The sequence below is a fragment of the Thalassospira sp. HJ genome (assembly GCF_000948415.1).
GTDB lineage: Bacteria > Pseudomonadota > Alphaproteobacteria > Rhodospirillales > Thalassospiraceae > Thalassospira.
Genome location: NZ_JYII01000015.1, coordinates 1 through 26,436, shown reverse-complemented (window position 1 = coordinate 26,436; position 26,436 = coordinate 1). Strand labels below are relative to the sequence as shown.

Below are 26,436 nucleotides of genomic sequence, written 5' to 3'. Positions count from 1 at the left end.
GTGCAATTGACTTGAAATCTGCCCCCTTGCACCGCTATGTGTGTGCCAGATTATCAAAACCCACTCTGGCAAGGAGTTCGCACGCGTGAATACGGTCAAGCCTGTTCATATTATCGGTGCTGGTCTGGCTGGCAGCGAAGCCGCCTGGCAATTGGCAGAAGCCGCTGTGCCTGTCATCCTGCACGAAATGCGCCCGACCCGTCCGACCGATGCGCACCATACCGACAAATGTGCGGAACTGGTCTGTTCGAACTCGTTCCGGTCAGACGACAAGGAATACAATGCCGTCGGCCTGATCCATGATGAAATGCGCCGTGCCGGATCAATCATCATGCGCTGTGCTGATCAGCACAAGGTGCCTGCGGGTGGTGCGCTGGCCGTTGACCGCGAAGGTTTTTCCGAGGCAGTGACAAACGCGCTTGAAAACCATCCACTGGTGACGATGGAACGCGGCGAGATTGATGGCCTTCCGCCAGAGGAATGGGAACAAACCATCATCGCAACCGGGCCACTGACATCCGGTGCATTGGCCGATGCCATCCGCAAGGCAACTGGCGAGGAAAGCCTTGCTTTCTTTGATGCCATCGCGCCGATCGTCTACAAGGACAGCATTGATTTCGACAAGGCATGGTTCCAGTCGCGTTATGACAAGGGCGACGGAAAGGACTACATCAACTGCCCGATGTATGAAGATGAATATAACCGCTTCATCGATGCCCTGATCGAAGGCGAAAAAACCGAATTCAAGGAATGGGAAGAAGACACGCCCTATTTCGACGGATGTCTGCCAATCGAGGTCATGGCGGAGCGTGGACGTGAAACCCTGCGTCACGGACCGATGAAGCCGGTTGGCCTGACCAACCCGCACAACCCGACACAAAAGCCGCGTGCGATCGTTCAGCTGCGCCAGGACAATGCGCTTGGTACGCTTTACAACATGGTCGGTTTTCAGACCAAACTGAAATACGGCGCACAGGCCGACGTGTTCCGGACCATTCCGGGCCTTGAAAACGCGGAATTCGCCCGTCTGGGCGGTATTCACCGAAACACCTTCCTGAATTCGCCGCGTCTTCTAGATGGTACGCTGCGCCTGAAATCACGCCCTGACCTTCGCTTTGCCGGCCAGATTACCGGTTGTGAGGGATATGTTGAAAGTGCGGCCGTCGGCCTGATGGTGGGTCGGTTCACTGCGGCCGAGAAAGCCGGCAAGACCATCCCGGCCCCGCCGCTTGCAACCGCGATGGGTGCCCTTTTGAACCACATTACCGGTGGTGCGGATGAAAGCACCTTCCAGCCGATGAATGTGAATTTCGGCCTGTTCCCGGATCTTGAGCTTAAGAAACGCGTCAAAGGCCGTGATCGCAAAAAGCTGTATAGCGACCGTGCCATTCCGCTGTTTGATGAATGGCTCAGCACGGTAAATGCCGCCTGATATAAGAAAAGCCGCATCACATTCGATGCGGCTTTTTTGTTTGGGCGAAATGATGGATCAGTACCGATTGGGCTGACGTTCCAACTTGCCGGTCACATCGCGAATTTGTTCCCCATCGCGGAACCGGCGAAAGATCAGATCAAGGTTGCCATCATCGTCAAGCGTCCGCTTGTAAACCTGCATCTCGTAGCCGCCTTCATCATTGATATAAAGCGCATGAATGGTCAGGGTCTTGTCAACAATCCGCGCCCAGAAGAATGGCTCACCTTTTAGCGGATCATTGGGAACACGTTTGCCAAACAGGCCCGAACGCATGGCACTGCCATAAATGTCGGAACGTTCGGTGGCATAGAACTCGACATCAAGCGATACCGTCTTTTCGCGGCCGTCGGTTTTGTGAATGACCGTAGACCAATCGACGACAAAACCGCGTTCGGTTTCCTTGATCACGACGTCAAGATCACGGGCCTGCAATTCGTTTTCGGCGTGTTCGATGGTCGTGCCGTGATAGGACCCCACAAATGGCTCGATGCTTGCGGCACGGGCCTGAGAAAGCACGATAAAGGATAGGCACAGGACGCCGACAAACATCAGGCTGTCAAACCATCGTTTCCGGGTGAATGTCATCAAATGTGCCATCTTGGTCCTCATGTCGGCTATGCCCGCATCTTGTGCTCAATATCAAGGCGTTATCGACGCTACCACGGACAGTTCAACTCTGTCCTGACCTTTGTCGTCACCTTAAGAGATATTTTTGTGATAGTCATGTGGCAAGCCACGTCTGATCAATATCTCTTGAGCATGCCATTTAAGGTCAAACGAACACTCGCCGGGCGCGCCAAACCGAACTCGGCCGAAAACGGATCAAAGCCGGCCTTGGTAAGCTTGCGCAAGTAACCATCGGCAAGGACCACCGGCAGTGCTGCAGCGTGGGCCCGCTTTGGCAACGCACGGCGATGTTTGCGGGCCTCATCAATACGGGAGCGGGCCAAATCCGCCAGTTCACGGATGAAGTCGCGAATTTCCTGTTTCTTGCGGAACTCGAAAACATCGCCTTGCGCGACTTCGTGATGGTCCATTCTGTCTTTCGGCAGATAAAGGCGCTTGGAACGGCCATGGAACACGATGGCCCGCAGGATGCCCATCAAGCCATACGCGTTACCGGCAAGGCGTGCCGCATGGTCTGCATCCGCGTCATTGGCGCCAAGCAGCCGTGATGCCAGAACACTGACCTGCCCGGAGGTCTGATCGATATAACGATCAAGTTCCTGCTGGGTGGCCGGTTGGCGGTCTTCGAGGTCAAATTCGCGCGCAGCAACGATGGCTTCGAGATCTTTGATGTCGAGATACCCGTCCTTGACCAGTTCGGCCAGTGGTTCGACGACTTCGTGTTTGCGTACCTGCCCCTCGCCCAGTTCGATCAGGGTGTCGCGCCACCATTGCAGGCGGATATGGCCCAGCATGACTTCGCTGACCATCTCGCGGGTTTTGGAGACTTCCTGATTAAAGGCATAGAGCGTGAACAGGGATTCGCGTTTTTCCGGTGCCGCGAACAGCGCGCACAGGAACCGGTCACGGTCATGGCGCCGGACATAGTCGGCACAATGTGAAAGCTTGGGCGTATCGGTCATTTATCCTATCCGATCTTACGTTCGGAACGTTGATCGTTATCGGTGTTGTTGGTGAATTCCGGCATGCTTTCAACATATAGAGATTGCGACGGGAAGGCGAAAGCCGCCCCCTCTTCCTCTACAATGCGCTTGAAAGCAATGATGTGGCGATTGCGGATGTCGCGCCAGGTCACCCAGTCGGTCGTGGTGGTGAAGTAATACAGATCGATATTGATCGAACTTGCGCCGAAGTCAGACAGATGCACCATCTGGGCAACTTCCGTCTGCGCAACGTCTTCATCGTTTTTCAGGAAGTCGCGCAGTTTGTCGACGATGGCTTCCATCTGTTTGGCGGTTGTCCGGTACTCAAGACCGATCACCATCTTGATCCGGCGATGGGTCATTCGTGACCAGTTGATCACCGGAGAATCGACAATCTGCGCGTTGGGCATGGTCACCAGCGCCTTGGCAAAGGTGCGGACCTTGGTTGCGCGCAAGCCGACGACCTCAACGGTTCCTTCAAAGTGTGGCGTTTCAATCCAGTCACCGCGTTTATAGAGGTTGTCGGCAAAAATCGTCAGACCGCCAAAGATATTGGCAACAGAATCCTTGGCCGCCAATGCGACAGCCATCCCGGCCAAACCAAGGCCACCAAGGAAGGCTGAAACATCAATGCCCCAGTTTTCCAGAATAATGACGCCGCCAATCACAACGATCAGGGTCTTTACACCGCGGATAAAGAACTGACGGAGGTCATCGCCCAATCCGGCGCCAAAACGGCCAACCAGCCGATTAAGCGATACGCCCAACGGCTCAACCGCACGGAAGAGTGCCCAGAAGATGCAAAAAGCAGCCGCGACAGAAATTGCTTCAACAGCAACAGCATCGATTTCCTCGGGAAGTGCCAACACCTCGGTCGCGAAATAGACCCCAAGCAGCATGAATAGCGCCTGCAAGGGCAACGCAAAGGCATCAAGCACATTGCCCATCATGCTCTCAGAACGTTGCTGTGCAATCCGGCGTAAAATACCCAGCGCACCGCGCACGAGCACTCGTTTGAAAATGAAGAAAACCAGCAGCACCAGCGCAGCACCAACAAGCCTTCCGATCTCCCCGCCGCCAAGCATATCGACCCACGTATTCATGTGGCCGATAACTTCTTCGTTCAGGTTGTCCAGTTCGGTCGTTATTTCATCCATGGCTTGTAAGCTGTTCTGATGTTAAGGTTATTACGACTTCTGACTTGGTACGACTATGTAGCACATCGTTCTCTGGCCTTTGTATAACAACTAAATTGGCTCAGGCATATGGCATCATTTGCGTCGGGAAGCTTACACGTTATTGGCGGCGGCCTTGCCGGTTCGGCTCTCGCCACCTGTATGGCCGAGGACGGCTTTAACGTAACGCTTTATGACGAGGCAGAGCCATTTGAAAGCCGCTGGACACGCGGTATGCATACCGCACCAGAAAGCCACAAGACGGCCGAACCGGAAATATTCTATGATCCGAACGGACTGGTCGCAGACTTTTTCGCCCGCTATCCTGAAATCCCCCAAAAGCTGATCCGCCCCGCCCATTGCGTCATGGGGTTGAAGCGTGGACGACGCAAACCGGCCATCGTTTCGCTGGATCATGGGATATCTCGTGCCCTGATTTCTCGGCGGATCGGTTTTGCCGCACGCGCCTATACTGCGCTCACCATGTGGCAGCAACGATTTGCCAGCGAGGAAAACCGTGTCGACAGCACCCTGTCATCAGGGACGTTTGAGGCAGACGACAAAGCCAATCAACCGGGCACCTATCACCGTGATGCCTTGACGGTTCTCGCCGAAGTGCTGTTTTCGATGCCGGCACATCGATGCTCAAAGGCGCTTTTGGGGCGGGTTCTGGTACCAAGACTGCGCGCCATTTTGGCCAAAAGCCATGAGCCGGTGTTTTCGGCCATTGATCCGATCATCCTCAATGACATTGCCCTGCCCGCCTTGCGCGAACGGTTTCTTGCGGCTGGCGGTATGATCAAGGGACAAACGAAACTGGGTGACATTGACAGTACGTCGGATTACGCCACCGATCTTTTGTTTGAAGATGACAGTCAGATCGTTCTGAAACCCGATGATGCGGTTGTTTTGGCGCTGCATCCCAAGCCGTTATGTGATGCGGTGCCCGATATTGGCATTTCCCCGGCACCGGCACATCGTCGCAGCATGACCTTTGAAATGCGCAAGGCATTTGCCGAGCCGCGTGCCCTGTTTGTCAGCGATGACATCGTGCGCGCGATTTACTGCAATCGCCGGCATCTGCAGGTCAATCTGAACAACAGCATGCAGCTTCACGATACCCAGAACGCTGATCAATTTGCCCAGTTGGTCTGGCAACGTTGTGTCTGGCTATGTGATCAGTATCTTAATCTTGATCTGCAAACCCGTGCAGATAACGCAGAAAATGCGTTACACCCCAATCATCTGTTTATCCACGCAGAGGCCCCGTTCCCCGAAATGACACCGGGAATGGCAGCCGCACGGCAGCAACTGCGCGCGCCATGGAAAAATGTGTTTCTCTGTGGGGATGTTTTCCCGGTGGATCAGGCACCGGGACCAGCCGCGCTGTTTTCAAGCGTGCTTGATACTCGTCATGAATTGCAGAAGTTCTTTGCCTGAAACTCAGACCGCAATCATCGCCGCCGCAACACGGCGTGCTTCGGACACCAGCACGTTATAGGTCCGACATGCCGCCCCGGTATCCATTGGCTCGATGACAATCCCGTGCGGCTTAAGCACCTGACGCCAGGCCATCGGCACCTGGGTCAAACGCGACCCCATGCCCAGCAACAGGATTTCGATATCATCTGCCTTGTCGATCACGCGCGAAAACGATTCTGGCGTAATGTCCTCAGCCTTCGTCACGTTCCACGAATAAACAGATTCGGGAAACAGCAGGATCGAGCCCGTGACCGTCTCTTCGCCAAAACGGAACAGACCATCACCATAGCTGGTGACCATTTTGCTACCCTCGGCAACCAAGGTACTTACTTCAAGAGACATATTGGCCCCATTCGCCGTCGTTCATTCAAGTTGGTTTGGACTTAGTCCGAATTTTACCGGGTGTCGAGGTGCTCTTCGGTAATTTTTCTGCGCCACAAAATGAACAACCCGGACAAAACGACGATGCCGCAGCCGATGATCATGAACATATCGGGCTTTTCGCCGAACAGGATCATGCCCAATGCGATACCAAACAACAAGCGGGTGTACCGAAATGGCGTAACGGCGGAAACATCACCGGTGCGCATTGCTTTCATCAAGGCCGCGTAGGCAAACGCCCCCATCAGGATTGCGCCAACGAAATACAACGTGCTTTCTGTATTCATCCACGTGAACGCTTTGCCGTCCCAAATGGAAAACACGATGCCGGCCAGAATAATGGCCACAAAGCCATAGAAACCAAGAATCGACGTGCTGAGTGATACAGGTGCGGCACGGCTGGCAAGATCGCGCCCGGCAAAGCCGATTGTGCCTATCACGGCAAGCAAGGATAACGCTGAAAAGCTGTCAGCGGTTGGACGCAAAATGATCAAGACGCCGATCAATCCGATGATGATTGCGGTCCATCTTCGCCAACCCACCTTTTCGCCAAACAGGATCGCCGCTCCAAGAACGACGATAATCGGCGTCGCCTGAAGAATGGCGGTCGTCGATGAAAGCGGGGTTAGCGCCAGTGCGAGGACATAAAACAACCTTCCAATCACTTCAAAAACGATTCTTATGCCCATGGCACGCGACAGGACGTCAGGATTAAGCAAACGCTTCTTATTGATCCGGGCGACAACCGCAAACAGCAGCGCCCCACCAACCCCAAACACTACCAACACCTGCCCAACAGCGTGGCTCTCTGAGACTGCCTTGACAAACGCATCCTCAAAAGAAAACGCCACCATGGCTGCCATCATCCAGATGCTGCCGATCAGATTTGCGCGATGTTCGGGGTTCGAAGCAATATGGGGGGTCATCGGTTGCCGCCAGTTTTTAAGGGACTTTTTTATCGGCACTCCAGAGACGGAAGTTAAAGACCGCTAACGATCAAATCCCCCAAAAGAAATGGCCGGGTTTGTTTTCTCACAAACCCGGCCACAGTGTAAATGTCTATAAATTCGACCCTATGGATCAGGCGATCAGGCGTTGGCTTCCTGACCCTCTTCTGCTTCGGGGATCTTTCGCTTAAGGCGCAGGACCACCAGCAGCGGTGATGCCACACAGATCGACGAATAGGTCCCGATCACGATGCCAAAGATCAATGCCATGGTGAAACCACGGATGGCTTCACCACCGAACACGAACAACGCAATCAGCGCCAGCAACGTGGTAAAGGACGTCATGGTCGTACGGGCAAGCGTCGAGTTTATCGACAGATCCAGAAGATCCGGAATTTCCATCTTGCGGAACTTGCGCAGATATTCGCGGATACGGTCAAAGACAACGACGGTATCGTTGATCGAATAACCGGCAACTGTCAGGACCGCCGCCAAGGTTGCCAGATCGAATTGCACACCGGTAATGACAAAGAAGCCGATGGTGATCAGCACGTCATGGAGCAAGGCTGCAACAGATGCGATAGCAAACTGCCATTCAAACCGGATCCAGATATAGACCATGATCAGGAACAGCGAGATCACGACCGAATAAACGCCAGCTTCCTTAAGCTCGCTACCGACTTTCGGACCGACAAGCTCGCTTCTGCGGATGGTGACATCTTCACCAAGGGCCTTGGTGACAGCAGCAAGGGCCGCCATCTGGGCTTCTTCTTCGCCATCCTGACGCTGCAACTGGATCAGGACGTCATCCGGCTCGCCGAATTCCTGAATGGAAACATCACCCAGACCAAGACTGCCAAGATTGTCGCGCAGCGCATTGATATCTGCCGGGCCATTGGTCTTGATTTCGACCAGAATACCGCCACGGAAATCGATGCCAAAGTTAAGTCCCTTGGTAAAGAACATGCCAACAGATGCCAGCACCATTACCAAAGACACGATATAGAAAATCTTCCGGAATTTAAGGAACGGGACGTTCACGTCATCCGGGATAAGATGCAATGGTTTCATATCTTCCCTGTTCCCTTCCTTAAATAACCAGCTCGGTCGGACGGCTGCGCTTGACCCAGGTCGCAATCAGCAAACGGGTCAGCCAGATCGCCGAGAACATCGAGGTGATAATCCCGATCGCCAGTGTCACGGCAAAGCCCTTGATCGGGCCAGAGCCGAAGCTGAATAGCACAAGCGCTGCAATAAGGGTCGTGATGTTGGCATCAAGAATGGTCGACATGGCGCTGCGATAACCAGCATCAATCGAGTTGATGATCGATCGCCCGTTTCGCCGTTCCTCACGGATGCGTTCAAAGATCAGGACGTTGGCGTCAACCGCCATACCGACTGTCAGAACAATACCCGCAATCCCCGGCAGGGTCAGCGTCGCCTGAAGAACTGACATCACCGCCAAAACCAGAATCAGGTTCATCATCAGCGCGATATCGGCATAAATGCCAAATCGGCCATAGCTTATCACCATGAAGGCAATCACGAAGACCAGACCAAGGATGGCGGCGAACTCACCTGCCTCGACCGAATCCTGACCAAGGCCCGGACCAACCGAACGTTCTTCAAGGATCTGCATCGGTGCCGGCAAGGCACCAGCACGCAGCAGAAGCGAAAGATCGTTGGCTTCCTGAACGCTGAACTGGCCGGTAATGATGCCATTACCCCCAAGGATCGGTTCATTGATGCGCGGTGCGGAAATCACTTCGCCATCAAGAACGATGGCAAGGCCACGACCTGAATTTTTGCTGGTGATATCGCCAAAGCGCGCACCACCGGCCGCATCAAAGCGGAATGATACAACCGGGCGGCCGTCGCTGAAGGTCGGCTGGGAATCAACAAGGTTGTCGCCCGACACAACAATTCGGCGATCAATCAGATATTCGCGGATACCGTCACCCTCATCTGCCGACGGCAGGATCATGGTTCCCGGCGGAAGACCGGTTGCACGCGCATCAGCGGCGGTTTTCTCGTTGTTCACAAGATGGAAGTTCATCTTTGCAGTACGGCCAAGGATAGCACGCAGGCGCGACGGATCATCAAGACCCGGCACCTGAACAACGATACGGTTTTCGCCCTGACGCTGGATTGATGGTTCCGTGGTGCCCAGTTCATCAACACGACGACGGACAACTTCGAGGGACTGTGCAATTGCACGGTCGATCAGTTCGCGGTAAGCAACCTCGTTATAGGTGACAACGATGTTGTTACCCTCGCCGCTCAGTTCGGTGTTCGGTTCAGCCGTACGTGCAATTTCGCGGGCCTTTTCGACATCTTCAGGCCGCAGAATGGTGATTTCGGCACCATTTTCTGTGGCTTCACGTGGGCGGTTACGGATCTGTTCCTGACGCAGTTCGGTGCGGATTGCATCGGCAAGGGCATCATAACGTTCGCGCAGGACACTGTCCGTGTCGACTTCAAGCAACATGTGCGAGCCGCCACGAAGGTCCAGGCCAAGATTGATCTGCTTGCCCGGCAGGTAACTGGATTCAGTCGGGAACGTGCCCGACGGCAGGAAGTTCGGCGCCGCATAAATGACGCCCAATGCACACACCAGAAGGACCAGTGCTGCTTTCCATTTGGTAAAATAAAGCATGTTTTTGTGACCGGATCTGTCAGGGTCAACCTTGGTCTGGTTCCAAGGTTCTTGGAACAACGGGTATCTGGTACCGCTTCAGGCCACCGGCAAAATGCAAGAAGGCGGAGCCTTGTGCCCCGCCTCACTTGATACGAAGAGATCAGTCTTTCTTGGTCTCTTCTTCTTTTTCTTCTTTGTCTTCTTTAGCGTCGCTTTTGGCCGGTTCGGTTTTCGAAAGAACCGTGGAAACCATGCCGCGTGCTACTTTGACTTTGACGCCATCAGCGATCTCGACCGACAGTTCATCATCTCCAACAACCTTGGCAACGGTACCAATCAGGCCACCCGCGGTGACAATTTTGTCGCCGCGACGGATCGCTTCGAGCATTGCTTTATGTTCTTTCTGCTTTTTCTGCTGAGGACGAATAAGCAGGAAATAGAAAACAACAAAAATCAGGATCAGCGGCGCAAACTGCATCAGCGCACCCGCACCATCTGCACCACCAGCGGCCTGAGCGTAAGCCGTCGAAATAAACATTAGGAACTCCTAATCCCTCAGAACAAAAAATATCAACTGCCGGAATATAACGGGGTGTTGCGCCAAAGCAAGGGAGAACCGGTTTTAAAGCACCAAAATCAACACTTGTGTGCTTTTGTTCACCTTGCGTTGCACGAAAGTCCTTATAACAAAGACTTCCATTGACTTGCTGATGTGCTAGCTTTCCGGCCAACAAAAAACGTCACCGGAACAAGAAACACCCAAGAGGCCCCGATGAGTAGCGATTTCGACAAGCTTTTGCCTACCCTTGAACGCATTGCCACAGCGCTTGAGCGCATGGCGCCCCCGGCACGGTCCGAGAATGATCTGAGTGCCGCCGATGCCTTTGTCTGGCAGGCACAAACCAGCTACTTGCAGCCGGTGCGTAACGTTAACCGCGTTGATATCGGCCTTCTTCAGGGCATCGGGCAGCAAAAAGAGATCCTTTATAACAACACCAAACGTTTTGCCGATGGCCTGCCGGCCAACAATGCGCTTCTTTGGGGTGCGCGCGGGACCGGCAAAAGTTCCATCGTCAAAGCGATGCACGCCAAGATAAACGCCGAAAACCCGGCATCACTGGCACTCGTTGAAATTCATCGCGAAGATATCCCGACCCTGCCCGATCTGTTGCATATCCTGCAAGACAGCGGCCGCCGGACCATCCTGTTCTGCGATGACCTGTCCTTTGACATGCATGATGAGAGCTATAAGTCGCTCAAAGCCGTGCTGGATGGCGGGATCGAAGGTCGACCGAAGAACGTTATTTTCTACGCGACATCGAACCGTCGTCATCTGATGGCGCGCGATATGATCGAAAATGAACGCTCTACGGCGATCAATCCGTCCGAAGCTGTCGAGGAAAAAGTATCGCTCTCGGATCGTTTTGGCCTGTGGCTTGGTTTCCACAACATTTCGCAGGATGTCTATTTCGAGATTATCGAAGGCTATGCCAAGGAATTCCAACTCGACATCCCGACCGAAGAATTACACGCACGCGCCAAGGAATGGACCGTTACGCGCGGCAGCCGTTCCGGTCGTGTCGCCTGGCAGTTCATTCAGGAAGTTGCGGGCGAGCTGGGCAAGTCCATCGACTAGCAACGCCGCCACATAAGCTGTTGAGATAAAGACACCCGGGTAGAATGTCCGGGTGCTTTCGTTAGCGCGATACCATGATACTTGGCAGGAACTTGATCGGATCTGATGATTTCCGGCCCTGACGCACTTCAAAGTGAAGTTGCGGGAAGGTCACTGCCCCGGTTGTGCCAACGGTCGATATCTTTTGTCCACGTGTCACCACATCTCCACGGGCGACCAACGGGCTTTCCGTGTGGGCATAGGCGGTAACGAAGTTATCCGCGTGCTTGATCAGGATCAGGTTGCCAAACCCGCGCAGTTCGTTACCGACATAGGTCACAACACCATTTTCTGCCGCCAGAATCGGCGTGCCACGGTTGGCTTGAATGTTGATGCCGTCGTTGAACAAGCCACCAGACCCCGCACCGTATTTCAGAACGACTTTGCCCTGAACTGGCCAGATAAAGCCTTTGCGGGCCGATGGTTCTGCCAGGGCGACGTTTTGGCGCACATTGCTGCCCTGCCCGGCGACCGCCATCGGTTTGCTATCGGTCTGCCAGCTACGTGCGGATGCCATCTGGCGTTCGGCTGCCGCGGCGAAGTCTTGTGGTTTGATGCCCGGTGTCGGGATACTGCCGCCATTACGCGGCGAGACACGCGCAACCGTTGTCGTCGGACGGGATGTTCGTACCGGCGCGCTCGTCGTTTTGGCCGGAACACTTACCACCTGTCGCTTACCGCCGATGGTAACGGTTTTGGTCGGTTTAGTTGATCGGGATGCCACGGCCGTATCGGGCGGCATGCTGTCATAGTTCGGTGTCCAGGGCGGCAGCACAAGGCGCTGGCCCGGATAAATCACATAAGGTTCGCGAAGGTCATTGCGCCGGGTGAACTGGACAAAATCCATGTGATAGCGCACAGCCAGCTGCGAGACCGTGTCACCCGGCTCAACCGTGATGACGCGTTCGCCGTTTTTAAGCTTTGGCATGCTATAGGGGCTGTAACTGGCCCCATCGCCATACACCACGGGCACCGGAACGGAATTGAGCAAGCAGCCACCAAGCGCCGCACTTGCCGCACAGACAAGCAGCAGGCGTTTTCCGTGACAAACAGCGCTTTTGACACAATTTTCCATCATGTTTTCGATTGTCTCCGATCAGCGGTTAACAATCGGTAAGCATCTGGATGCTCTCGATGGATTTTATCGGGGAAGTTTGCCTAGAATTCTTCGATTCCGGGCAGCATCGGAACAAACCGAACCGGCATCAGTTCAGTCACGTCAACACCGCTGGGCGTACGCATGACACGTAGCAACAGCTGGGTGTGGGATACCTCGCCCACCGGCACGACCATAATCCCACCGACCGCAAGCTGATCGACCAGCACCGGCGGCACGTCCTGTGCCGCGGCCGTTACGATAATGCGGTCAAACGGTGCTTGCGCCTTCCAGCCAAGCCCGCCGTCGGCATGCAAGGTCGAAATGGTGTGAAGGCCCAGTTCGCGGAACTTTTCTTCGGCTTCGCGCAAAAGTGGTTTATGGCGTTCAAGGGTGTAAACGCGCCGTGCCAGTTTGGCGAGAATAGCTGCCTGATAGCCCGACCCCGTTCCGACCTCAAGGACCTTCATGCGGTCATTGAGTTCAAGCGCCTGAGTCATTAGGGCGACGATATAGGGCTGAGAGATCGTTTGGCCCTTGCTGATCGGGAGTGCAACGTTTTCCCAGGCACGACTGACGAACGGATCTGCGACGAAGGATTCGCGGGGAATTTCCGACAATGCCGACAGCACAGTCTCATCGTGAATACCATCATCACGAAGGATCTGCAGCAGATTGGCTATGGCGGTTTCGCGCGTAATCACCGGCTCGTTCACGGAAAGGCCTTCGTCAGTTTTTCAAACGTTTCGTAATGGGTGAAATCAAGGCTGATCGGGGTCACCGAGATATTGCCCTGCTCGATCACACGCAAATCAGCCTTGTTGTCCTCGGGCAGTTCGGATTGAATGGCGCCGATCCAGTAGTAAGGCTCCCCACGCGGATCAAGGCGTTCGGCAATGTGATCGCCGATCTTGCGTTGGCCTTGCTTGGCGATTTTGACCTCTGCCCCGCCATTGGCTTCATGCTCGGGGAAGTTGACGTTGATCAGAACGCCTTTTGGCCAGGTTGTCGTCACCAAAGTCGCCAGAACGTCCTTCAGGTACTTTTCCGCAATCGTCCAGTCGATCATGTCGCTGGCAAAGTATTGCGAGAAGGCAACCGCCGGGACATTCAGAAGCGTTGCTTCCATGGCTGCTGCCACGGTACCGGAATAAGTCACATCCTCACCAAGGTTGCCACCCCGGTTGATCCCGGACAAAACAATGTCAGGCGGGCTGTCACGCATGACCTGCTGAAGGCCGAGCAGAATGCAGTCGGTCGGGGTGCCATCGACGGCAAAGTGCCGTTCATCGCGCTTATGGATGCGCAACGGACGACGCAGGGTCAGGGAATGCCCCGCCCCGCTTTGCTCCATCGATGGGGCAATCACCCAGACATCATCGGAAAACTCGCGCGCGAGCTGTTCGAGCAGCTTGATCCCTGGCGCGTCAATGCCATCATCATTACTGATCAGGATACGTGCGTTGGTGAGATCAATCATGTCGATATGTCCTAGCGCGCCGAGATAACCTCGAGACCGCCCATATAGGTTTTGAGCGCATCCGGAACACGGATCGAACCATCTGCCTGCTGATAGTTTTCCATCACCGCAATCAGGCAACGGCCAACCGCAAGGCCAGACCCGTTCAGGGTATGAACGAACTGGGTCTTCTTCTCGCCAGCAGCACGATAACGCGCATTCATACGGCGTGCCTGGAAATCACGGGTGTTCGAGCATGACGAAATCTCGCGATATTTACCCTGCCCCGGCAACCAGACTTCGATGTCATAGGTTTTCGTGGCGGAGAACCCGATATCACCGGTGCACAGGATCACTGTGCGATACGGCAAGCCAAGGCGCTCCAGAACCGTTTCCGCACAACGCGTCTTGCGGGTCAGTTCCTCGTCCGATTTCTCGGCCTCGACGACTGAAACCATTTCCACCTTCGAAAACTGATGCTGACGGATCATGCCACGGGTATCACGTCCGGCCGAACCGGCTTCCGAGCGGAAACACTGGGTCAGCGCGGTGTAGCGCAGCGGAAGAGCGGCCTGATCAACGATTTCGTCTGCCACCTGGTTGGTGAGGGTGACCTCAGAAGTCGGGATCAACCAGTAATCATTGGTCGTTTTAAACAGGTCTTCTGCGAATTTCGGAAGCTGGCCAGTGCCGAACACTGCATTGTCGCGCACGAGCATCGGCGTGATGGTTTCTTCATAACCATGCTCGGTCGTGTGCAGGTCGATCATGAACTGCGAAAGCGCACGTTCAAGCTTGGCAAGACCGCCACGCAGAATAACAAAGCGCGAACCCGAAAGCTTGGCTGCGGTTTCGAAATCCATCAGACCAAGTTTTTCGCCGATCTCGAAATGTTCAAGCGGTTTGAAATCAAACTCACCGGGCGTGCCCCAACGATTGACTTCGACATTGTCATCTTCGTCTTCGCCAACCGGGACCTCAGGGTCAAGCACGTTTGGGAAAGAAGACAGCAGAAGATCAAGCTGATCATTAAGCGATGCCTGTCCGTCCTCGGCTTCTTTGATCTTGTCCTTGAGCGTGCCCATTTCGGCCATCAGATCGTCGGCATTCTCGCCATTTTTGCGCAATTTGCCGATTTCACCTGAGATCGTCTTGCGGCGCGCCAGCATTTCCTGATGTTCAGTCATCAGTTTGCGGCGCTCAACGTCGATATCGATCAGACGCTGTGCTGTAACGTCCTGTTTGCGCGCAGTCATTGCTGCGTCAAAAGCCTCGGGATTGTCCCGAATCCATTTAATGTCGTGCATCGAACGGCACCCTGTCAGTCTATCTATTTGTGGCTTTATACGATGGGGTGGACACAAGGTCCACCCCGTCAAATCGGACGGTTTCGGCTGGCAATTTCAATCAACGGGCGTTGTTGAAATCATCCTCGCCATCATCATTGTTCGACGGTCCGGACAGCTTCGGTCCGTCGCTGTCATCATCGGAAGATCGGGTCAAGGATGACTGGCCATCATCATAGGATGCAGCGGCTTCTGCTTGCGCATCAACGCTGTCCCCAGATGTTGCAACCGTTGTTCCGGTAGCAGTTTGTGCTTCGTCTTCATCAGACTCCGCTTCATCATCCTCGTCGTCTTCGTCATCAGTGGCTTTGGCGCGCTTACGTTCCGAAATTCGGGCCATGATGATCGAGATTTCATAAAGAATGATAATCGGAATACCCAGGCCGATCTGCGAAATCAGATCCGGCGGCGTGAGAACAGCCGCAAAGCCGAACGCAATCACAATTGCGTATTTCCGGCGGCGCGCCAGCCCATCTGCAGTGACGATGCCAGCACGTGCCATCAGCGTCAGCAGAACAGGCAACTGGAAGCAAAGCCCGAAGGCAAAAATCAGCTTCATCACCAGTGAAAGGTATTCACCGACCTTCGCTTCAAGCTGAATTGCCAGATTGGCTGCCCCACCCGCCTGTTCAAAACTCAGGAAGAACTTCCAGGCCAGCGGCATGATCAGGTAATAGACCAGCGCACCGCCCATCAGGAACAGGATCGGGGTCGCGAACAGGAACGGCATAAAGGCCGAACGTTCGTTTTTATACAAACCCGGTGCGACAAAGGCCCAGAACTGACCAAGGAACACTGGTGCGGAAACAAAGCATGCCGCGAAGAACGATACCTTGACATACGTGAAGAACACTTCGGTCAGGGCCGTATAAATCATGCGCCGGTCCGGCCCCATGATTTCGGCAAGCGGTCGCACGAGGAACCCGTAGATATCCTCGACGAAGTAGTAACAGGCACCGAATGTAATAAATAGTGCAAGAACCGCCCAGGTCAGGCGGTTTCTCAGCTCGATCAGATGCTCCATGATGGGCATCTGTCTGTCATGCGATTGCATGTTCACGCCTGGCTCTCCGGCTGATCTTTCTTCTTGCTGTCATCTGCGGACTTACCAGACGTCGCTTTGACCGGTTTCGCAGGTGTATCCGCCTTTTCGACGGATTTCTCTGCTTTTGGCTTGGACTCAGTCTTTGTCTCGTCGCTTTTGGGGCTTGAGATTTTATTCTCTAGAAAATCGGTCGGGTTGCTGTGCGAACTGTTGACCTGCTTGCGCAGATCATCAAGTTCCGCCTCGCGGATAATGTCATCAATTCCGCTTTGGAACTCGCGCGCCATACCGCGCACTTTCTTCCAGTAACCCGCCAATTTATACAGCAGATGCGGTAGCTCTTTCGGGCCGACGACAAACAGTGCGACGACGGCCACAAGAGCCATTTCGGTCCAGCCGATATCAAACATATGACACGCCTATCTGAAGGAAATCCGACAGACGATCAGGATTTCACAGAATCCTTCTCATTATCTTTGCTCTCGGAAGAAACCGATGCAGAGGTCGTGTTTTCGATGGTCTTGGCCGAAGCGCCTGCATCTTCTTCTTTTTCGTTGATGCCCGCTTTGAAGCTCTTGATCCCTTTGCCCATGTCACCCATCACTTTCGGCAGTTTTCCTGCGCCAAAGATGATCAGGACAATCGCAAGAATCAGAACGATTTGCCAAACGCCAATACCCATAACTTCAATCTCCAAAGATCCATTCTGCCTTCCGGCGACTTGCCCGGATAATGGCAGAAAGCCCCCCACTGTGCAATGCGACGGTTGGTTAATACCATCACATGGCGAATTACCTATTTATCATGCGCTTTTCTTTGCCTCAGACCGGGTTAATCCCGGCACAAGACAACGCATCAGGTCATAGGAAACACGAAGGTCATCTCGGGATCAAGCGTTATAGCGACAGATGGCTGATTAATCGGCGAAAAGCGCCTTGGCACACGTGCGTGGATGTGCGCACCGGCCTCAAGTGTCAGATGAAGCAGATTGACTTCACCCAGTACGCGCACCGCATCGACATGGGCCAGAACATCATGGCCATTGACGGCATCCCCGATATGCAAACCTTCGGGGCGAATCAGAACTTCGACATCTGTGCCGTTTTCGATGTCGCTGCTTTCGATGTCGCCAAATGGTGTCGTAACCTTGCCGTTCGAAACAGTGCCCGGGAACCGGTTCACTTCACCAAAGAAGGATGCAACAAACCGGTTTTCCGGCTTGAAATACAGGGTTTCGGGCGAACCATCCTGCATGATCTGCCCTTCATTCATGATGATGATGCGGTCGGCCATATACATGGCTTCCTGCGGATCATGGGTCACCATTACAGTGGCGATGCCGGCATCTTTGAGAACATGTAAGGTGGTGTCACGCAAATCTGCACGCCGTGCGACATCAAGCCCTGAAAACGGCTCGTCGAGCAGCATGATGCGCGGCTTGGGCGCCAGGGCACGGGCAAGTGCAATACGCTGTTGCTGGCCGCCAGACAGCTCATGCGGATAGGCATTGATATATTCAGACATGCCGACCTGCTCGAGTGCAGCCTTGATCGCAGCCATGCGATCTGCCTCGCTGAAATGACGCAGGCCAAAGCCGATATTCTTCGCCACATTCAGGTGCGGAAACAGGGCATAGTCCTGAAACACCATGCCGACACCGCGTTTTTCTGGCTCTACATAGCCACCCGGTTGGGCAACGATCTGATCGTCGACGGCGATTTCACCAATCTGAAGCTTTTCAAGGCCGGCCGCCAAACGAAGTGCTGTGGTTTTGCCACATCCCGATGGTCCCAACAGGCAGACCAATTCCCTGGGAGCTACATCAAAGCTGATATCGCGCAAAACACGGTTCTCACCAAACAGGTGCGACACATGCGACATCTTGAGGCCGTCGGACATCGAAAACTCTTCTAACAACAGGGATCAGACACCCGTAGGTGCAAATGATTTGCGAAATCTTTCGTGGAACTTAAGGTCAGCGCCCGCCTGATGCAAGAAGATGGATCAACTCATTTCGCGATCGTGATCGGAATTCGGGCTTTCATCGTCCTCGTCCGCAAAATAACTTTCGCTGTCTTGCGCCCTGCCCGCCAACTCATCATCGTCATCAAGCAGGTTGGGATTATCTGAATAGATGGTTTCATCCAGATCTTCGAGATTGCGCGTCGTCAGGGCCTCCTCAACGACAGAATCGGTGACCTCGCCGTCATCAACCAGATCTGGCAAGGCTTCGTCATCGGAACTCGCCCCGTATCGCCCCATGCCCGGACGGCTATCAAGCAACCCGGCGGCCTTAAGGTCGGCAAGGCCCGGCAGGTCATCACGGCTTTCAAGCCCGAAATGATCCAGGAAGTTATCGGTCGTTGCCCAAAGGACCGGACGGCCGGGCACGCGTTTGCGCCCACGCGGACGGATCCATTTGGATTCAAGCAGAATATCAAGCGTGCCCTTGGACAGCGCCACACCACGGATTTCCTCGATCTCGGATCGGGTGACCGGCTCGTGATAGGCAATGATCGCAAGGGTTTCGAGCGTCGCGCGGGTCAGTTTCTTGGCCTTTTCGACCTCGATATGCAGATCACCGGCAAGATCCATGGCAGTCCGAAACGCCCACTTGTCCCCGATCTGCTTGAGGTTCACACCACGCGTCTCATAGGTTTCGGCAAGCGTGGCCATGATAGCACCAACGTTAGTGCCTTCTGGAAGGCGCGCGGCAATCACCCGTTCGCTGACCGGCTCGGCGGAGGCAAACAGAACAGCCTCGACGATGCGGATGTGCTGGAAATCAATTTCCGGACCGGATTCGACGCCTTCGATTTCAAGCTGCGTTTCTTCGCTCATTAAATGCCCCTGCCCACCTATTTTTGAAACGAATCTGCGTCATAGTCATAATTGCGCGGCATATCCCCTTCCCGCACAGTCTGTGGTGAACGCAACAAAATCGGTCCAAAGGTTTCTTCTTGTGAAATTTCCAGTTCGCCGTCGCGACACATTTCAAGGCTTGCGACAAAGTGCGCAGCGAGTGCTGAACGCGCCTTAAGCGGCGTCCCTAGCCCGCGCGGCATGAATTCAAGCAGCCTTGTCCATGTCGGCACAACGCGGCGACCAAACAGGTCGCGCAAACGCTGAATGGCATCGTCCATCGCGTAAAGATCAAAGGCCTCGATCTCAAGCGTTTTGCTTTCCGATGTCAGCATGATCCGCGCATAGGCCTTCAGCAGATCATAAAGCGACGCGTCATAAACCGATGCTGTCGTAACCCGCACTTCTTCCGGATCACCCCGGCCAAAGAAATCACGTCCTAGATTGGGTCGTTCAAGAAGCTTTTCCCCCGCTGCCTTCATGGCCTCAAGACGTTTCAGCTGGAACGCAAGAAGCTCGGCCATTTCTTCGGCACTGAGTTCTTCTTCGTCATTTTCCTGCTTGGGAAGCAGTAAGCGCGACTTCAGGTAAGCAAGCCAGGCGGCCATCACCAGATAGTCTGCTGCCAGTTCAAGGCGCAAACCCTGCGCGGTATTGATGAATTCAAGATATTGCTCGGCCAGATCAAGGATGGATATCTTGATGATATCGACCTTCTGATCGCGTGCCAGTTCAAGCAGAACATCAAGTGGCCCCTCGAACCCGTCAAGATCCAGAATCAGACGTTCGGCAAGGCTCGGCCCTTCGTCGACCGGTTTCTTGTCAAACACATCATCTGGAATTTCGAATTCGAACTGGTCTGCCATCTATCCCCGACTATCCCCCGCAGCTGTCGGCATTCAGGCAAAGATATCTGCCAGAAGCCTTACCAGTGCATTGGCCGGTTCAAGGACCAACCACTGGAACACCGGCAGGTCGATACCAAGCTGCGTTGTCACATAGGGCAGCAAAAAGACCAAGCCGATTAGGATGATCATGCCGGTTTTTTCCATACGCGCCAAGACCCGTGCAATCGGCATCGGTGAAATTGCCGTCAGAACTCGCCCGCCATCCAGCGGCGGGATCGGCAACATGTTAAATACCGCCAGGATGCAATTCAGCCAAAGCGACTGATTAAGCATGGTTGCAAGCCATTCATTCACCGCCGGTGAGAAGCTTGGCAGCCAGACCAGAAGCAAGATCGATGCGATCGCGAGTGCCACGTTTGTCGCCGGACCGGCAATCGCCACCCCGATCACACCCAAACGTTGCGGATGCAGGCGATGAAATGCCACCGGAACCGGTTTGGCATAGCCAAACAGAAACGGCGCGGCAGTAATCAACAGTAAGCCCGGGATCAGAATCGTTCCAACCGGATCAATGTGGCGGATCGGATTAAGGCTGAGCCGCCCCATGCGTTGGGCTGTGTCATCCCCAAACAGTTTGGCCGCGAAACCGTGGGCTGCTTCGTGCAAGGTCACAGCAAGCAGGACCGGGATAATCCAGGTCGTGGCTGAAATGATCAGCTCCATCACGTCATTCACTTCTGATCATCTCCTGCCGACCAGACCGGTGCCAGCAGACTGGCCAGACGTGCCTGCCAATCGGCAACCTGGATGCTGCCCGGTGCATCTGACTTGAAGGTTGCAATCTGGTTGGTAAATGTTTGCGCGCGTTGCAATGAACTGCCGCTCAGAAGCGGTGCCATCGACACAACCTCTTCCATTTCGGTGCGCTTGCCATTGCAATGAAGTGCTATGTCGCACCCTGCCCGCAGGCATTCGTGCGTTCGACTGGCGATTGAGCCACCAAGGGCTTCCATCGACAGATCGTCACTGATCAAAAGGTTTTCAAAGCCGATTTCGCCGCGAATGACATCTTCAATGACTTTAGACGACACCGTGCCCGGACGCTGATCATCAATCGCGGTAAACAGCAAGTGCGCCGACATTGCCGCCAGCACATCCTTCATCTGCGCAAATGGTGCAAAATCGAACTTCGACAGCGTTTCACGCGATACGGTGACGATCGGTAGGTCTTTGTGGCTGTCTACAGTCGCCCTGCCATGCCCCGGAATATGCTTGATGATCGGCGCAATGCCACCATCAAGAAGGCCCGCTGCAACCGCACTGGCCAGCATGACAACCTTACCAACATCCGCACCATAAGACCGGTCACCAATAACGTCACTCATCCCCGGCAAATGGAGATCAAGAACCGGTGCGCAGGTCGTATTGAAGCCGGCTTCACCGAGATCCATCGCCATCAGACGCGCACTGGTATAGGCCGCTTCGCGTGCGTCATCGGGATTGCGATCAAACAGATCGCCAAACGCACCTGCGGGCGCGATATGACGCCAGTGCGGCGGTTTTAACCGCATGACGCGGCCGCCTTCCTGATCAACCAGAATGGGGACGTTGGTATTTCCGACGGTTTCGCGCAGCGCATTGGTCAGTGCACGTGCCTGATCCCGGCTTTGGATGTTACGTGCAAACAGGATAAACCCGAACGGATCGGCTTCACGCAGCAAGCCCTTTTCCCAATTGCTGAGCTCCGTTCCTGCAATCCCAAGAATACAGGCACGTGGCTTTTTAACATCAAGGCCGGACAATGAGGCACCCCACACTGCGTTCTTTCAAATCTGCACAAAGCTTTTCGGCTGCACCGGCATCACCAAGCGGGCCAGCCTGCAACCGATAGAAGACACCTTTGCCTTCGATCTCAATACGTTGCACAAACATCTCAAGATTGCCAAGCAAGTCTTTGTTTTTACCCGACAACCGTTTCCATTCCGCAGTAGCGCCGCTTTCCTCACGGACCGATGCCAGCTGCACACGAAACGCACCGGACGGTGCCGCCGTGCTGGTTTGGGGGGCTGGTTTAGGTTCTGGTTCGCTTGCCGCCTTTTCTGCGGCGGGTGCCTGTGGCTCAGCCGCACGGTTTTCAGCTGCCGCAACAGCCTTCTCCGCATCTGTCAGCTCAGGTGCGGTAATTTCCGGGGCTTCGACAACCGGTTCCGCCTCTGGCTCAGCAGTTTGCGTTGCTTCCTGAGCTTCAGCCTGGGGCGTTTCCGAAGTTACCTCAGCAGCCTCTTCTGGCTCGGCCGTCTTTGGAGTTGCGGAGACTTCCGGTGCGCGCGGCATGTCCGGGAGTTCCTGCAGCACGACATTGGCGTCCGGATCAACATCGCTTAGCTGATCATAGACCGTCGTCTCGCGATGCGGGACTTCCATCCCGCCGGGATCTTCCGGACGGATTTTGATTGGCGACGGATCGGGAAGCAGGATCGGCAGATTGCCATCATCCTGAATGGGCTGGCCTTGGTTGTAAAACCAGTAGCCTGCCCCGCCCAAGGCACCGCCAACCACGACGAGACCAAGAACAACGGTAGCCAGCCCTTTGATCATGCTTTTGCTTGCGGGTTTTTCGGATCGATAGTGATCACCGCGCTCTGCATGAAGGTCGGAACCGTGTTCTTCGCTCATATCTTACATCTCCTCGACGGGCGCGACGCCCAACACCTCAAGACCGGACGCAATGACCGTTGCAACAGCACGGATCATCGCAAGACGTGCCAGAGTCGCAGCCAGATCATCAGCAACGATGAAGCGTAGCGCTGTGTTGTCACGTCCCTTGTTCCACAAGGCATGGAATTCTGCTGCAATTTCTGTCAGGAAAAAGGCAATGCGATGCGGCTCATGCGCGGTTGCCGCCTGCTCGACAATACGTGGCCATTCTGCCATGCGACGTACAAGAAGTTTTTCCTCTTCCGTGCTCAGCAATGACAGATCAGAACCGACAAGCATCTTCTCAGACAGATCCTGCCCAGGGAATGCTTCTGCAGCCTGACGGAAGACCGAATTGACGCGTGCATGAGCGTACTGAACGTAAAAGACCGGGTTGTCCTTGGACTGTTCGGTCACTTTGGCGAAGTCGAATTCGAGTGCCGCGTCGTTTTTGCGCGTCAGCATGATGAAACGCACGACATCCTTGCCAACGCGTTCTACCACGTCACGCAAGGTGACGAAGGTTCCGGCACGCTTGGACATTTTGACCGGCTCGCCATTGTCAAACAGGCTGACAAGCTGGCACAGCTTGATATCCAGATCGCCTTCGCCATGCGTGATCGCCTTGGTGGCGGCCTTCATGCGTTTGATATACCCACCATGGTCGGCCCCGAAGATATCGATCATCAGGTTGAAGCCGCGCTCATACTTGTCGAAGTGATAGGCAATATCGGACGCGAAATACGTCCAGCTGCCATCAGACTTCTTCAGCGGGCGGTCAACGTCATCGCCAAAATCGGTCGCACGGAACAGGGTTTGCGGGCGCGGCTCCCAATCATCGGGTTTCTTGCCTTTTGGCGGCTCAAGCACGCCGACATAGATGTCGCCCTTTTTCTCAAGATGCTCAAACGCCGACTGGACCTTGCCGGCCTTGACCAGACCATCTTCCGACGTGAACACATCATGGGAAACGCCAAGAAGACGCAAGTCTTCCTTGATCAGCGCCATCATTTCAACGATGGCAAAGCCACGGAATTCTTCAAGCCATTCTTCTTCCGGTGCGTTCTGCCACTTGTCGCCATCACGCGCGGCCATTTTCTTGCCCGGCTCGACCAGATAATCACCCGGGTAAAGCCCTTGCGGGATTTCACCAATGTCTTCGCCAAGCGCTTCGCGATAGCGCATGTGAAGCGAACGCGCCAACACATCCACCTGCGCGCCGGCATCGTTGGTGTAGTATTCCTTGGTCACAGCATAGCCGGCCTTGTCCAAAAGGTTGGCCAGAACGTCACCAACGACAGCACCACGGCAATGACCAACATGCATCGGGCCGGTCGGGTTGGCGGAAACGTATTCAACGTTGATCTTCTCACCCTTGCCAAGGTCGCTATTGCCATAGCTGGTGCCGACTTCCAAAACCTTGGTGACCTGGGATAGCCAGAACTGGTCGGCCATGCGCAGATTGATGAAACCAGGACCGGCAATCTCGACGGTTTCGATATGGGCAAGACCACGCAGCTTCTCAGCGAGCATTTCGGCAAGATCGCGCGGCTTCATACCAGCAGCCTTGGAAAGCAACATCGCAGCGTTGGTTGCAGCATCCCCATGAGACGGATCGCGCGGCGGCTCTACCGTCACGCGCGACGTGTCGATTCCGGCAGGAAAAACACCGTCTTTTTCAAGGGCGAGAAGCTCGTTCTCGATATCGCTTTTCAACAGGCTGAAAACATTCATGACTTGGAACTTTGTAATTTCTGGTTCTGACCGGACCGGCCAATTGACTGGCGCCTGTTTTGAGCCATTTCACCTCAAAACGCAAGTCACCCGTGATAGGGGCTGGACCCAATTGAATGATTAAAATGGCATCAGAACAATCAAGCCATGCGAGGAAGTCTCCGCAGCGCGGGGTGATCCCCGGGCAAGGAGATTGACGAAGCAGGTCGCAGGTTGTCCTGATGTCCTTCGGATCGGAAGCATTTGCACAGGCTATTGCGTCGTTTCACCTTGAAAGGCAGTGAGCCTTTCTGCGGCAAATCTCCTGATATCTGCACAAATGCTTCGCGACCATTTCAAACATTCAATTGGGTTCAGCCCCTAGAATGATTACAGGTTTTGACATTTCAGCCATGCGCGCTAAATAGTGACTTAAATACAGCGTTCCGACCATGCTATCATGTGCTCACAGAACGCAAACATGCCTGCCCCGGCAGGTTGGAGACCAAGGAGTGTTGAATGACCGATTCTTCTCGGCAAGTGCAAATGACTGAAAGTGCTGCGAAACGCATTCAGGAACTGATCGCAAGCGAAGGTGCTGCGAACACGATGCTGCGCCTGCAAGTCTCTGGCGGCGGTTGCAGTGGCTTCCAGTATGAGTTCTCGCTGGATTCAGACACCACGGACGAAGACCAGATCTTTGAAAACCACGGTGCGAAAATGGTGATCGATGAAGTATCGCTCGACCTTCTGGGCGGTGCAGAGATTGATTTCGTGCGTGAAATGGTTGGTTCGGCGTTTCGTGTGAACAACCCGAATGCCACCTCTTCATGTGGTTGCGGATCAAGTTTCTCGATTTGATCCGGATCGACAAACCGATTTATAAAACGGGGTTCGTTACTGGCGAACCCCGTTTTGTTTGACCAGACACACCAAAAACCGAGGCCCGAATGAAAATCGCCACATGGAATGTCAACTCGATCAAGGCACGCCTGCCCAACATTCTTGACTGGTTGCAGGAAGGCAAACCCGATGTGGTCCTGTTGCAGGAAACCAAAACGGTCGATGATGCATTTCCGGCGATGGAAATCGAAGACCTTGGCTACAACATCGCGATACATGGTCAGAAAACCTATAACGGTGTCGCGATCCTGTCCAAATTCCCGATCGAAGATGTTGAACGCGGCCTGCCCGGCAATGATGACGACGAACAGGCGCGCTATATCGAAGCAACTATCAGCTCCAACCGACCGGTTCGCGTGGCGTCAATCTATGTGCCGATGGGAACTGCCGTCGGGGATGAGAAGTTTGATTACAAACTGAACTTCCTTGATCGCCTGATCACCCGGTTTGAGAAAATCCGCGCCAGTGGTGACGCCGCTGTCATGGGCGGTGATTACAACATCGCACCTGATGACATGGATGTGTATGACCCGGCGAAACTGCACGAAACCGTGCTGTGCACGACGGTTGAACGCAAACGCCTGCGCACCATGATGAATATGGGCTTTACCGACGCCTTCCGGACTTTCAATCCCAAAGGCCATCAATATAGCTGGTGGGACTATCGCGCAGGCGCCTGGAACAAGGATAACGGCCTTCGCATCGACCACTTGCTTTTAACGCCGGCGGCAGCGGACCGGCTGAGTGCGTCGGATATTGACCGCGAGCCGCGTGGCAAGGAAAAGGCATCGGATCATACCCCAGTCTGGTGCATGATCGACGATTGATCAGAAGCCGATAATAACAAAGGGCCGCAACAATCAGGTTGCGGCCCTTATACATTGAGAGGCACGAACATTTGCTATGATGTTCGTGCCTCTTTTCACTTGGGAGCCTGCGTATACGCAGGCTCCCGGATCCGTGAGGTGTTGATGCGGCCTTGGACTTTTACGTCCGTAAAAAAGCTGAACACTCACGGCCTCTGGAGGCATTGTCGAACCGCTGGAAGAGCTTTGACGCTCGAGTATAAGGAGGACATTGCCATG

General features: G+C 54.4%; 27 protein-coding genes. 5 read left to right on the top strand and 22 right to left on the bottom strand.

The annotated features are described in order from the left end of the window. The first annotated feature begins 85 nt into the window (after positions 1-85). Positions 86-1,432, top strand: a complete 1,347-nt coding sequence (trmFO, locus tag UF64_RS13150) for a methylenetetrahydrofolate--tRNA-(uracil(54)-C(5))-methyltransferase (FADH(2)-oxidizing) TrmFO (RefSeq protein WP_044829196.1) — start codon at positions 86-88, stop codon at positions 1,430-1,432. Positions 1,433-1,489: 57 nt separating this feature from the next. On the opposite strand, the gene UF64_RS13145 is transcribed toward trmFO, so the two are convergent. The 3 genes from UF64_RS13145 to UF64_RS13135 all read right to left on the bottom strand — a co-directional run bounded on the left by UF64_RS13145 (position 1,490) and on the right by UF64_RS13135 (position 4,241). Further along, positions 1,490-2,059 (bottom strand): hypothetical protein, encoded by a 570-nt coding sequence (locus UF64_RS13145; RefSeq protein WP_044829195.1) that lies wholly within the window; start codon positions 2,057-2,059, stop codon positions 1,490-1,492. Positions 2,060-2,217: 158 nt separating this feature from the next. Continuing rightward, on the bottom strand, positions 2,218-3,063 hold the full coding sequence (locus UF64_RS13140) for a phytoene/squalene synthase family protein (protein ID WP_044829079.1): 846 nt from the start codon (positions 3,061-3,063) through the stop codon (positions 2,218-2,220). 5 nt (positions 3,064-3,068) lie between these two features. Next, positions 3,069-4,241: a mechanosensitive ion channel family protein gene (locus UF64_RS13135; protein WP_044829078.1), complete on the bottom strand. Its 1,173-nt coding sequence runs from the start codon at positions 4,239-4,241 to the stop codon at positions 3,069-3,071. Positions 4,242-4,349: 108 nt separating this feature from the next. On the opposite strand from UF64_RS13135, the gene UF64_RS13130 reads away from it, so the two are divergent. Continuing rightward, on the top strand, positions 4,350-5,699 hold the full coding sequence (locus UF64_RS13130; protein WP_044829077.1) for an FAD/NAD(P)-binding protein: 1,350 nt from the start codon (positions 4,350-4,352) through the stop codon (positions 5,697-5,699). A gap of 3 nt (positions 5,700-5,702) precedes the next feature. On the opposite strand, the gene UF64_RS13125 is transcribed toward UF64_RS13130, so the two are convergent. From UF64_RS13125 to yajC, 5 genes are all read right to left on the bottom strand, one after another. After that, the gene (locus UF64_RS13125; RefSeq protein WP_044829076.1) at positions 5,703-6,083 is read right to left on the bottom strand and encodes an Mth938-like domain-containing protein; all 381 of its coding nucleotides are present in this window, start codon (positions 6,081-6,083) and stop codon (positions 5,703-5,705) included. Positions 6,084-6,136: 53 nt separating this feature from the next. Next, positions 6,137-7,048, bottom strand: a complete 912-nt coding sequence (locus UF64_RS13120) for a DMT family transporter (protein ID WP_044829194.1) — start codon at positions 7,046-7,048, stop codon at positions 6,137-6,139. Positions 7,049-7,210: 162 nt separating this feature from the next. Continuing rightward, on the bottom strand, positions 7,211-8,140 hold the full coding sequence (gene secF, locus UF64_RS13115; RefSeq protein WP_044829075.1) for a protein translocase subunit SecF: 930 nt from the start codon (positions 8,138-8,140) through the stop codon (positions 7,211-7,213). 19 nt (positions 8,141-8,159) lie between these two features. Continuing rightward, a complete protein-coding gene (gene secD / locus UF64_RS13110; RefSeq protein ID WP_044829193.1) occupies positions 8,160-9,725 on the bottom strand; it encodes a protein translocase subunit SecD in 1,566 nt (521 codons plus the stop codon). A 142-nt stretch (positions 9,726-9,867) separates the two neighbouring features. Continuing rightward, positions 9,868-10,245, bottom strand: a complete 378-nt coding sequence (gene yajC, locus UF64_RS13105; RefSeq protein WP_044829074.1) for a preprotein translocase subunit YajC — start codon at positions 10,243-10,245, stop codon at positions 9,868-9,870. Positions 10,246-10,479: 234 nt separating this feature from the next. Between yajC and UF64_RS13100 the strand changes: the two genes are divergently transcribed. After that, complete coding sequence (locus tag UF64_RS13100) at positions 10,480-11,343, top strand: ATP-binding protein (protein ID WP_044829073.1); 864 nt, start codon at positions 10,480-10,482, stop codon at positions 11,341-11,343. Positions 11,344-11,404: 61 nt separating this feature from the next. On the opposite strand, the gene UF64_RS13095 is transcribed toward UF64_RS13100, so the two are convergent. From UF64_RS13095 to argS, 14 genes are all read right to left on the bottom strand, one after another. After that, positions 11,405-12,457 (bottom strand): M23 family metallopeptidase, encoded by a 1,053-nt coding sequence (locus UF64_RS13095; RefSeq protein ID WP_044829072.1) that lies wholly within the window; start codon positions 12,455-12,457, stop codon positions 11,405-11,407. A gap of 83 nt (positions 12,458-12,540) precedes the next feature. Continuing rightward, complete coding sequence (locus tag UF64_RS13090; protein ID WP_044829071.1) at positions 12,541-13,194, bottom strand: protein-L-isoaspartate(D-aspartate) O-methyltransferase; 654 nt, start codon at positions 13,192-13,194, stop codon at positions 12,541-12,543. Next, positions 13,191-13,958 carry a 5'/3'-nucleotidase SurE gene (surE, locus tag UF64_RS13085; RefSeq protein WP_044829070.1) on the bottom strand — a complete coding sequence of 256 codons (768 nt, stop codon included), beginning with the start codon at positions 13,956-13,958 and terminating at the stop codon, positions 13,191-13,193. Before surE ends, UF64_RS13090 begins: the two co-directional genes overlap by 4 nt. 11 nt (positions 13,959-13,969) lie before the next feature. Beyond that, complete coding sequence (gene serS / locus UF64_RS13080; protein ID WP_044829069.1) at positions 13,970-15,244, bottom strand: serine--tRNA ligase; 1,275 nt, start codon at positions 15,242-15,244, stop codon at positions 13,970-13,972. Between the two features lie 100 nt (positions 15,245-15,344). Then, positions 15,345-16,337 (bottom strand): twin-arginine translocase subunit TatC, encoded by a 993-nt coding sequence (tatC, locus tag UF64_RS13075; RefSeq protein ID WP_369792951.1) that lies wholly within the window; start codon positions 16,335-16,337, stop codon positions 15,345-15,347. Positions 16,338-16,339: 2 nt separating this feature from the next. Then, positions 16,340-16,738 (bottom strand): Sec-independent protein translocase protein TatB, encoded by a 399-nt coding sequence (tatB, locus tag UF64_RS13070; RefSeq protein ID WP_044829068.1) that lies wholly within the window; start codon positions 16,736-16,738, stop codon positions 16,340-16,342. Positions 16,739-16,773: 35 nt separating this feature from the next. Then, a complete protein-coding gene (gene tatA / locus UF64_RS13065) occupies positions 16,774-17,010 on the bottom strand; it encodes a twin-arginine translocase TatA/TatE family subunit (RefSeq protein ID WP_044829067.1) in 237 nt (78 codons plus the stop codon). Between the two features lie 173 nt (positions 17,011-17,183). Further along, positions 17,184-18,227, bottom strand: coding sequence for an ABC transporter ATP-binding protein (locus UF64_RS13060; RefSeq protein WP_044829066.1), 1,044 nt, complete (start codon positions 18,225-18,227; stop codon positions 17,184-17,186). Positions 18,228-18,332: 105 nt separating this feature from the next. Further along, entirely contained in the window at positions 18,333-19,169 is an 837-nt protein-coding gene (gene scpB, locus UF64_RS13055) for an SMC-Scp complex subunit ScpB (protein WP_044829065.1), read from the bottom strand. A gap of 17 nt (positions 19,170-19,186) precedes the next feature. Next, positions 19,187-20,056 carry a ScpA family protein gene (locus UF64_RS13050; protein WP_044829064.1) on the bottom strand — a complete coding sequence of 290 codons (870 nt, stop codon included), beginning with the start codon at positions 20,054-20,056 and terminating at the stop codon, positions 19,187-19,189. 33 nt (positions 20,057-20,089) lie between these two features. Then, positions 20,090-20,773 carry a site-2 protease family protein gene (locus UF64_RS13045; protein WP_082049762.1) on the bottom strand — a complete coding sequence of 228 codons (684 nt, stop codon included), beginning with the start codon at positions 20,771-20,773 and terminating at the stop codon, positions 20,090-20,092. Beyond that, positions 20,770-21,840: a beta-N-acetylhexosaminidase gene (nagZ, locus tag UF64_RS13040; protein ID WP_044829062.1), complete on the bottom strand. Its 1,071-nt coding sequence runs from the start codon at positions 21,838-21,840 to the stop codon at positions 20,770-20,772. The genes UF64_RS13045 and nagZ overlap by 4 nt, the downstream gene beginning before the upstream one ends. Then, positions 21,827-22,714, bottom strand: coding sequence for an SPOR domain-containing protein (locus tag UF64_RS13035; protein ID WP_044829061.1), 888 nt, complete (start codon positions 22,712-22,714; stop codon positions 21,827-21,829). Before UF64_RS13035 ends, nagZ begins: the two co-directional genes overlap by 14 nt. Before the next feature lie 3 nt (positions 22,715-22,717). Then, the gene (gene argS / locus UF64_RS13030; RefSeq protein ID WP_044829060.1) at positions 22,718-24,469 is read right to left on the bottom strand and encodes an arginine--tRNA ligase; all 1,752 of its coding nucleotides are present in this window, start codon (positions 24,467-24,469) and stop codon (positions 22,718-22,720) included. Between the two features lie 498 nt (positions 24,470-24,967). Here argS and erpA point away from each other — a divergent pair, with 498 nt between their 5' ends. Together erpA and xth are read left to right on the top strand one after the other, a co-directional pair. Continuing rightward, the gene (erpA, locus tag UF64_RS13025) at positions 24,968-25,309 is read left to right on the top strand and encodes an iron-sulfur cluster insertion protein ErpA (protein WP_044829059.1); all 342 of its coding nucleotides are present in this window, start codon (positions 24,968-24,970) and stop codon (positions 25,307-25,309) included. Between the two features lie 89 nt (positions 25,310-25,398). Continuing rightward, a complete protein-coding gene (xth, locus tag UF64_RS13020) occupies positions 25,399-26,178 on the top strand; it encodes an exodeoxyribonuclease III (protein WP_044829058.1) in 780 nt (259 codons plus the stop codon). Positions 26,179-26,436: the final 258 nt, after the last annotated feature.

Bases quoted from the DNA above. Each gene is read 5' to 3' on its own strand.
- tatC (WP_369792951.1), bottom strand. From the start codon at position 16,337: ATGCAATCGCATGACAGACAGATGCCCATCATGGAGCATCTGATCGAG.
- yajC (WP_044829074.1), bottom strand. From the start codon at position 10,245: ATGTTTATTTCGACGGCTTACGCTCAGGCCGCTGGTGGTGCAGATGGT.
- tatA (WP_044829067.1), bottom strand. From the start codon at position 17,010: ATGGGTATTGGCGTTTGGCAAATCGTTCTGATTCTTGCGATTGTCCTG.
- surE (WP_044829070.1), bottom strand. From the start codon at position 13,958: ATGATTGATCTCACCAACGCACGTATCCTGATCAGTAATGATGATGGC.
- UF64_RS13130 (WP_044829077.1), top strand. From the start codon at position 4,350: ATGGCATCATTTGCGTCGGGAAGCTTACACGTTATTGGCGGCGGCCTT.
- tatB (WP_044829068.1), bottom strand. From the start codon at position 16,738: ATGTTTGATATCGGCTGGACCGAAATGGCTCTTGTGGCCGTCGTCGCA.
- secF (WP_044829075.1), bottom strand. From the start codon at position 8,140: ATGAAACCATTGCATCTTATCCCGGATGACGTGAACGTCCCGTTCCTT.
- UF64_RS13060 (WP_044829066.1), bottom strand. From the start codon at position 18,227: ATGTCCGACGGCCTCAAGATGTCGCATGTGTCGCACCTGTTTGGTGAG.
- UF64_RS13120 (WP_044829194.1), bottom strand. From the start codon at position 7,048: ATGACCCCCCATATTGCTTCGAACCCCGAACATCGCGCAAATCTGATC.
- UF64_RS13050 (WP_044829064.1), bottom strand. From the start codon at position 20,056: ATGGCAGACCAGTTCGAATTCGAAATTCCAGATGATGTGTTTGACAAG.
- UF64_RS13125 (WP_044829076.1), bottom strand. From the start codon at position 6,083: ATGTCTCTTGAAGTAAGTACCTTGGTTGCCGAGGGTAGCAAAATGGTC.
- erpA (WP_044829059.1), top strand. From the start codon at position 24,968: ATGACCGATTCTTCTCGGCAAGTGCAAATGACTGAAAGTGCTGCGAAA.
- UF64_RS13035 (WP_044829061.1), bottom strand. From the start codon at position 22,714: ATGAGCGAAGAACACGGTTCCGACCTTCATGCAGAGCGCGGTGATCAC.
- UF64_RS13135 (WP_044829078.1), bottom strand. From the start codon at position 4,241: ATGGATGAAATAACGACCGAACTGGACAACCTGAACGAAGAAGTTATC.
- serS (WP_044829069.1), bottom strand. From the start codon at position 15,244: ATGCACGACATTAAATGGATTCGGGACAATCCCGAGGCTTTTGACGCA.
- xth (WP_044829058.1), top strand. From the start codon at position 25,399: ATGAAAATCGCCACATGGAATGTCAACTCGATCAAGGCACGCCTGCCC.
- scpB (WP_044829065.1), bottom strand. From the start codon at position 19,169: ATGAGCGAAGAAACGCAGCTTGAAATCGAAGGCGTCGAATCCGGTCCG.
- secD (WP_044829193.1), bottom strand. From the start codon at position 9,725: ATGCTTTATTTTACCAAATGGAAAGCAGCACTGGTCCTTCTGGTGTGT.
- UF64_RS13100 (WP_044829073.1), top strand. From the start codon at position 10,480: ATGAGTAGCGATTTCGACAAGCTTTTGCCTACCCTTGAACGCATTGCC.
- UF64_RS13140 (WP_044829079.1), bottom strand. From the start codon at position 3,063: ATGACCGATACGCCCAAGCTTTCACATTGTGCCGACTATGTCCGGCGC.
- UF64_RS13095 (WP_044829072.1), bottom strand. From the start codon at position 12,457: ATGGAAAATTGTGTCAAAAGCGCTGTTTGTCACGGAAAACGCCTGCTG.
- argS (WP_044829060.1), bottom strand. From the start codon at position 24,469: ATGAATGTTTTCAGCCTGTTGAAAAGCGATATCGAGAACGAGCTTCTC.
- UF64_RS13145 (WP_044829195.1), bottom strand. From the start codon at position 2,059: ATGACATTCACCCGGAAACGATGGTTTGACAGCCTGATGTTTGTCGGC.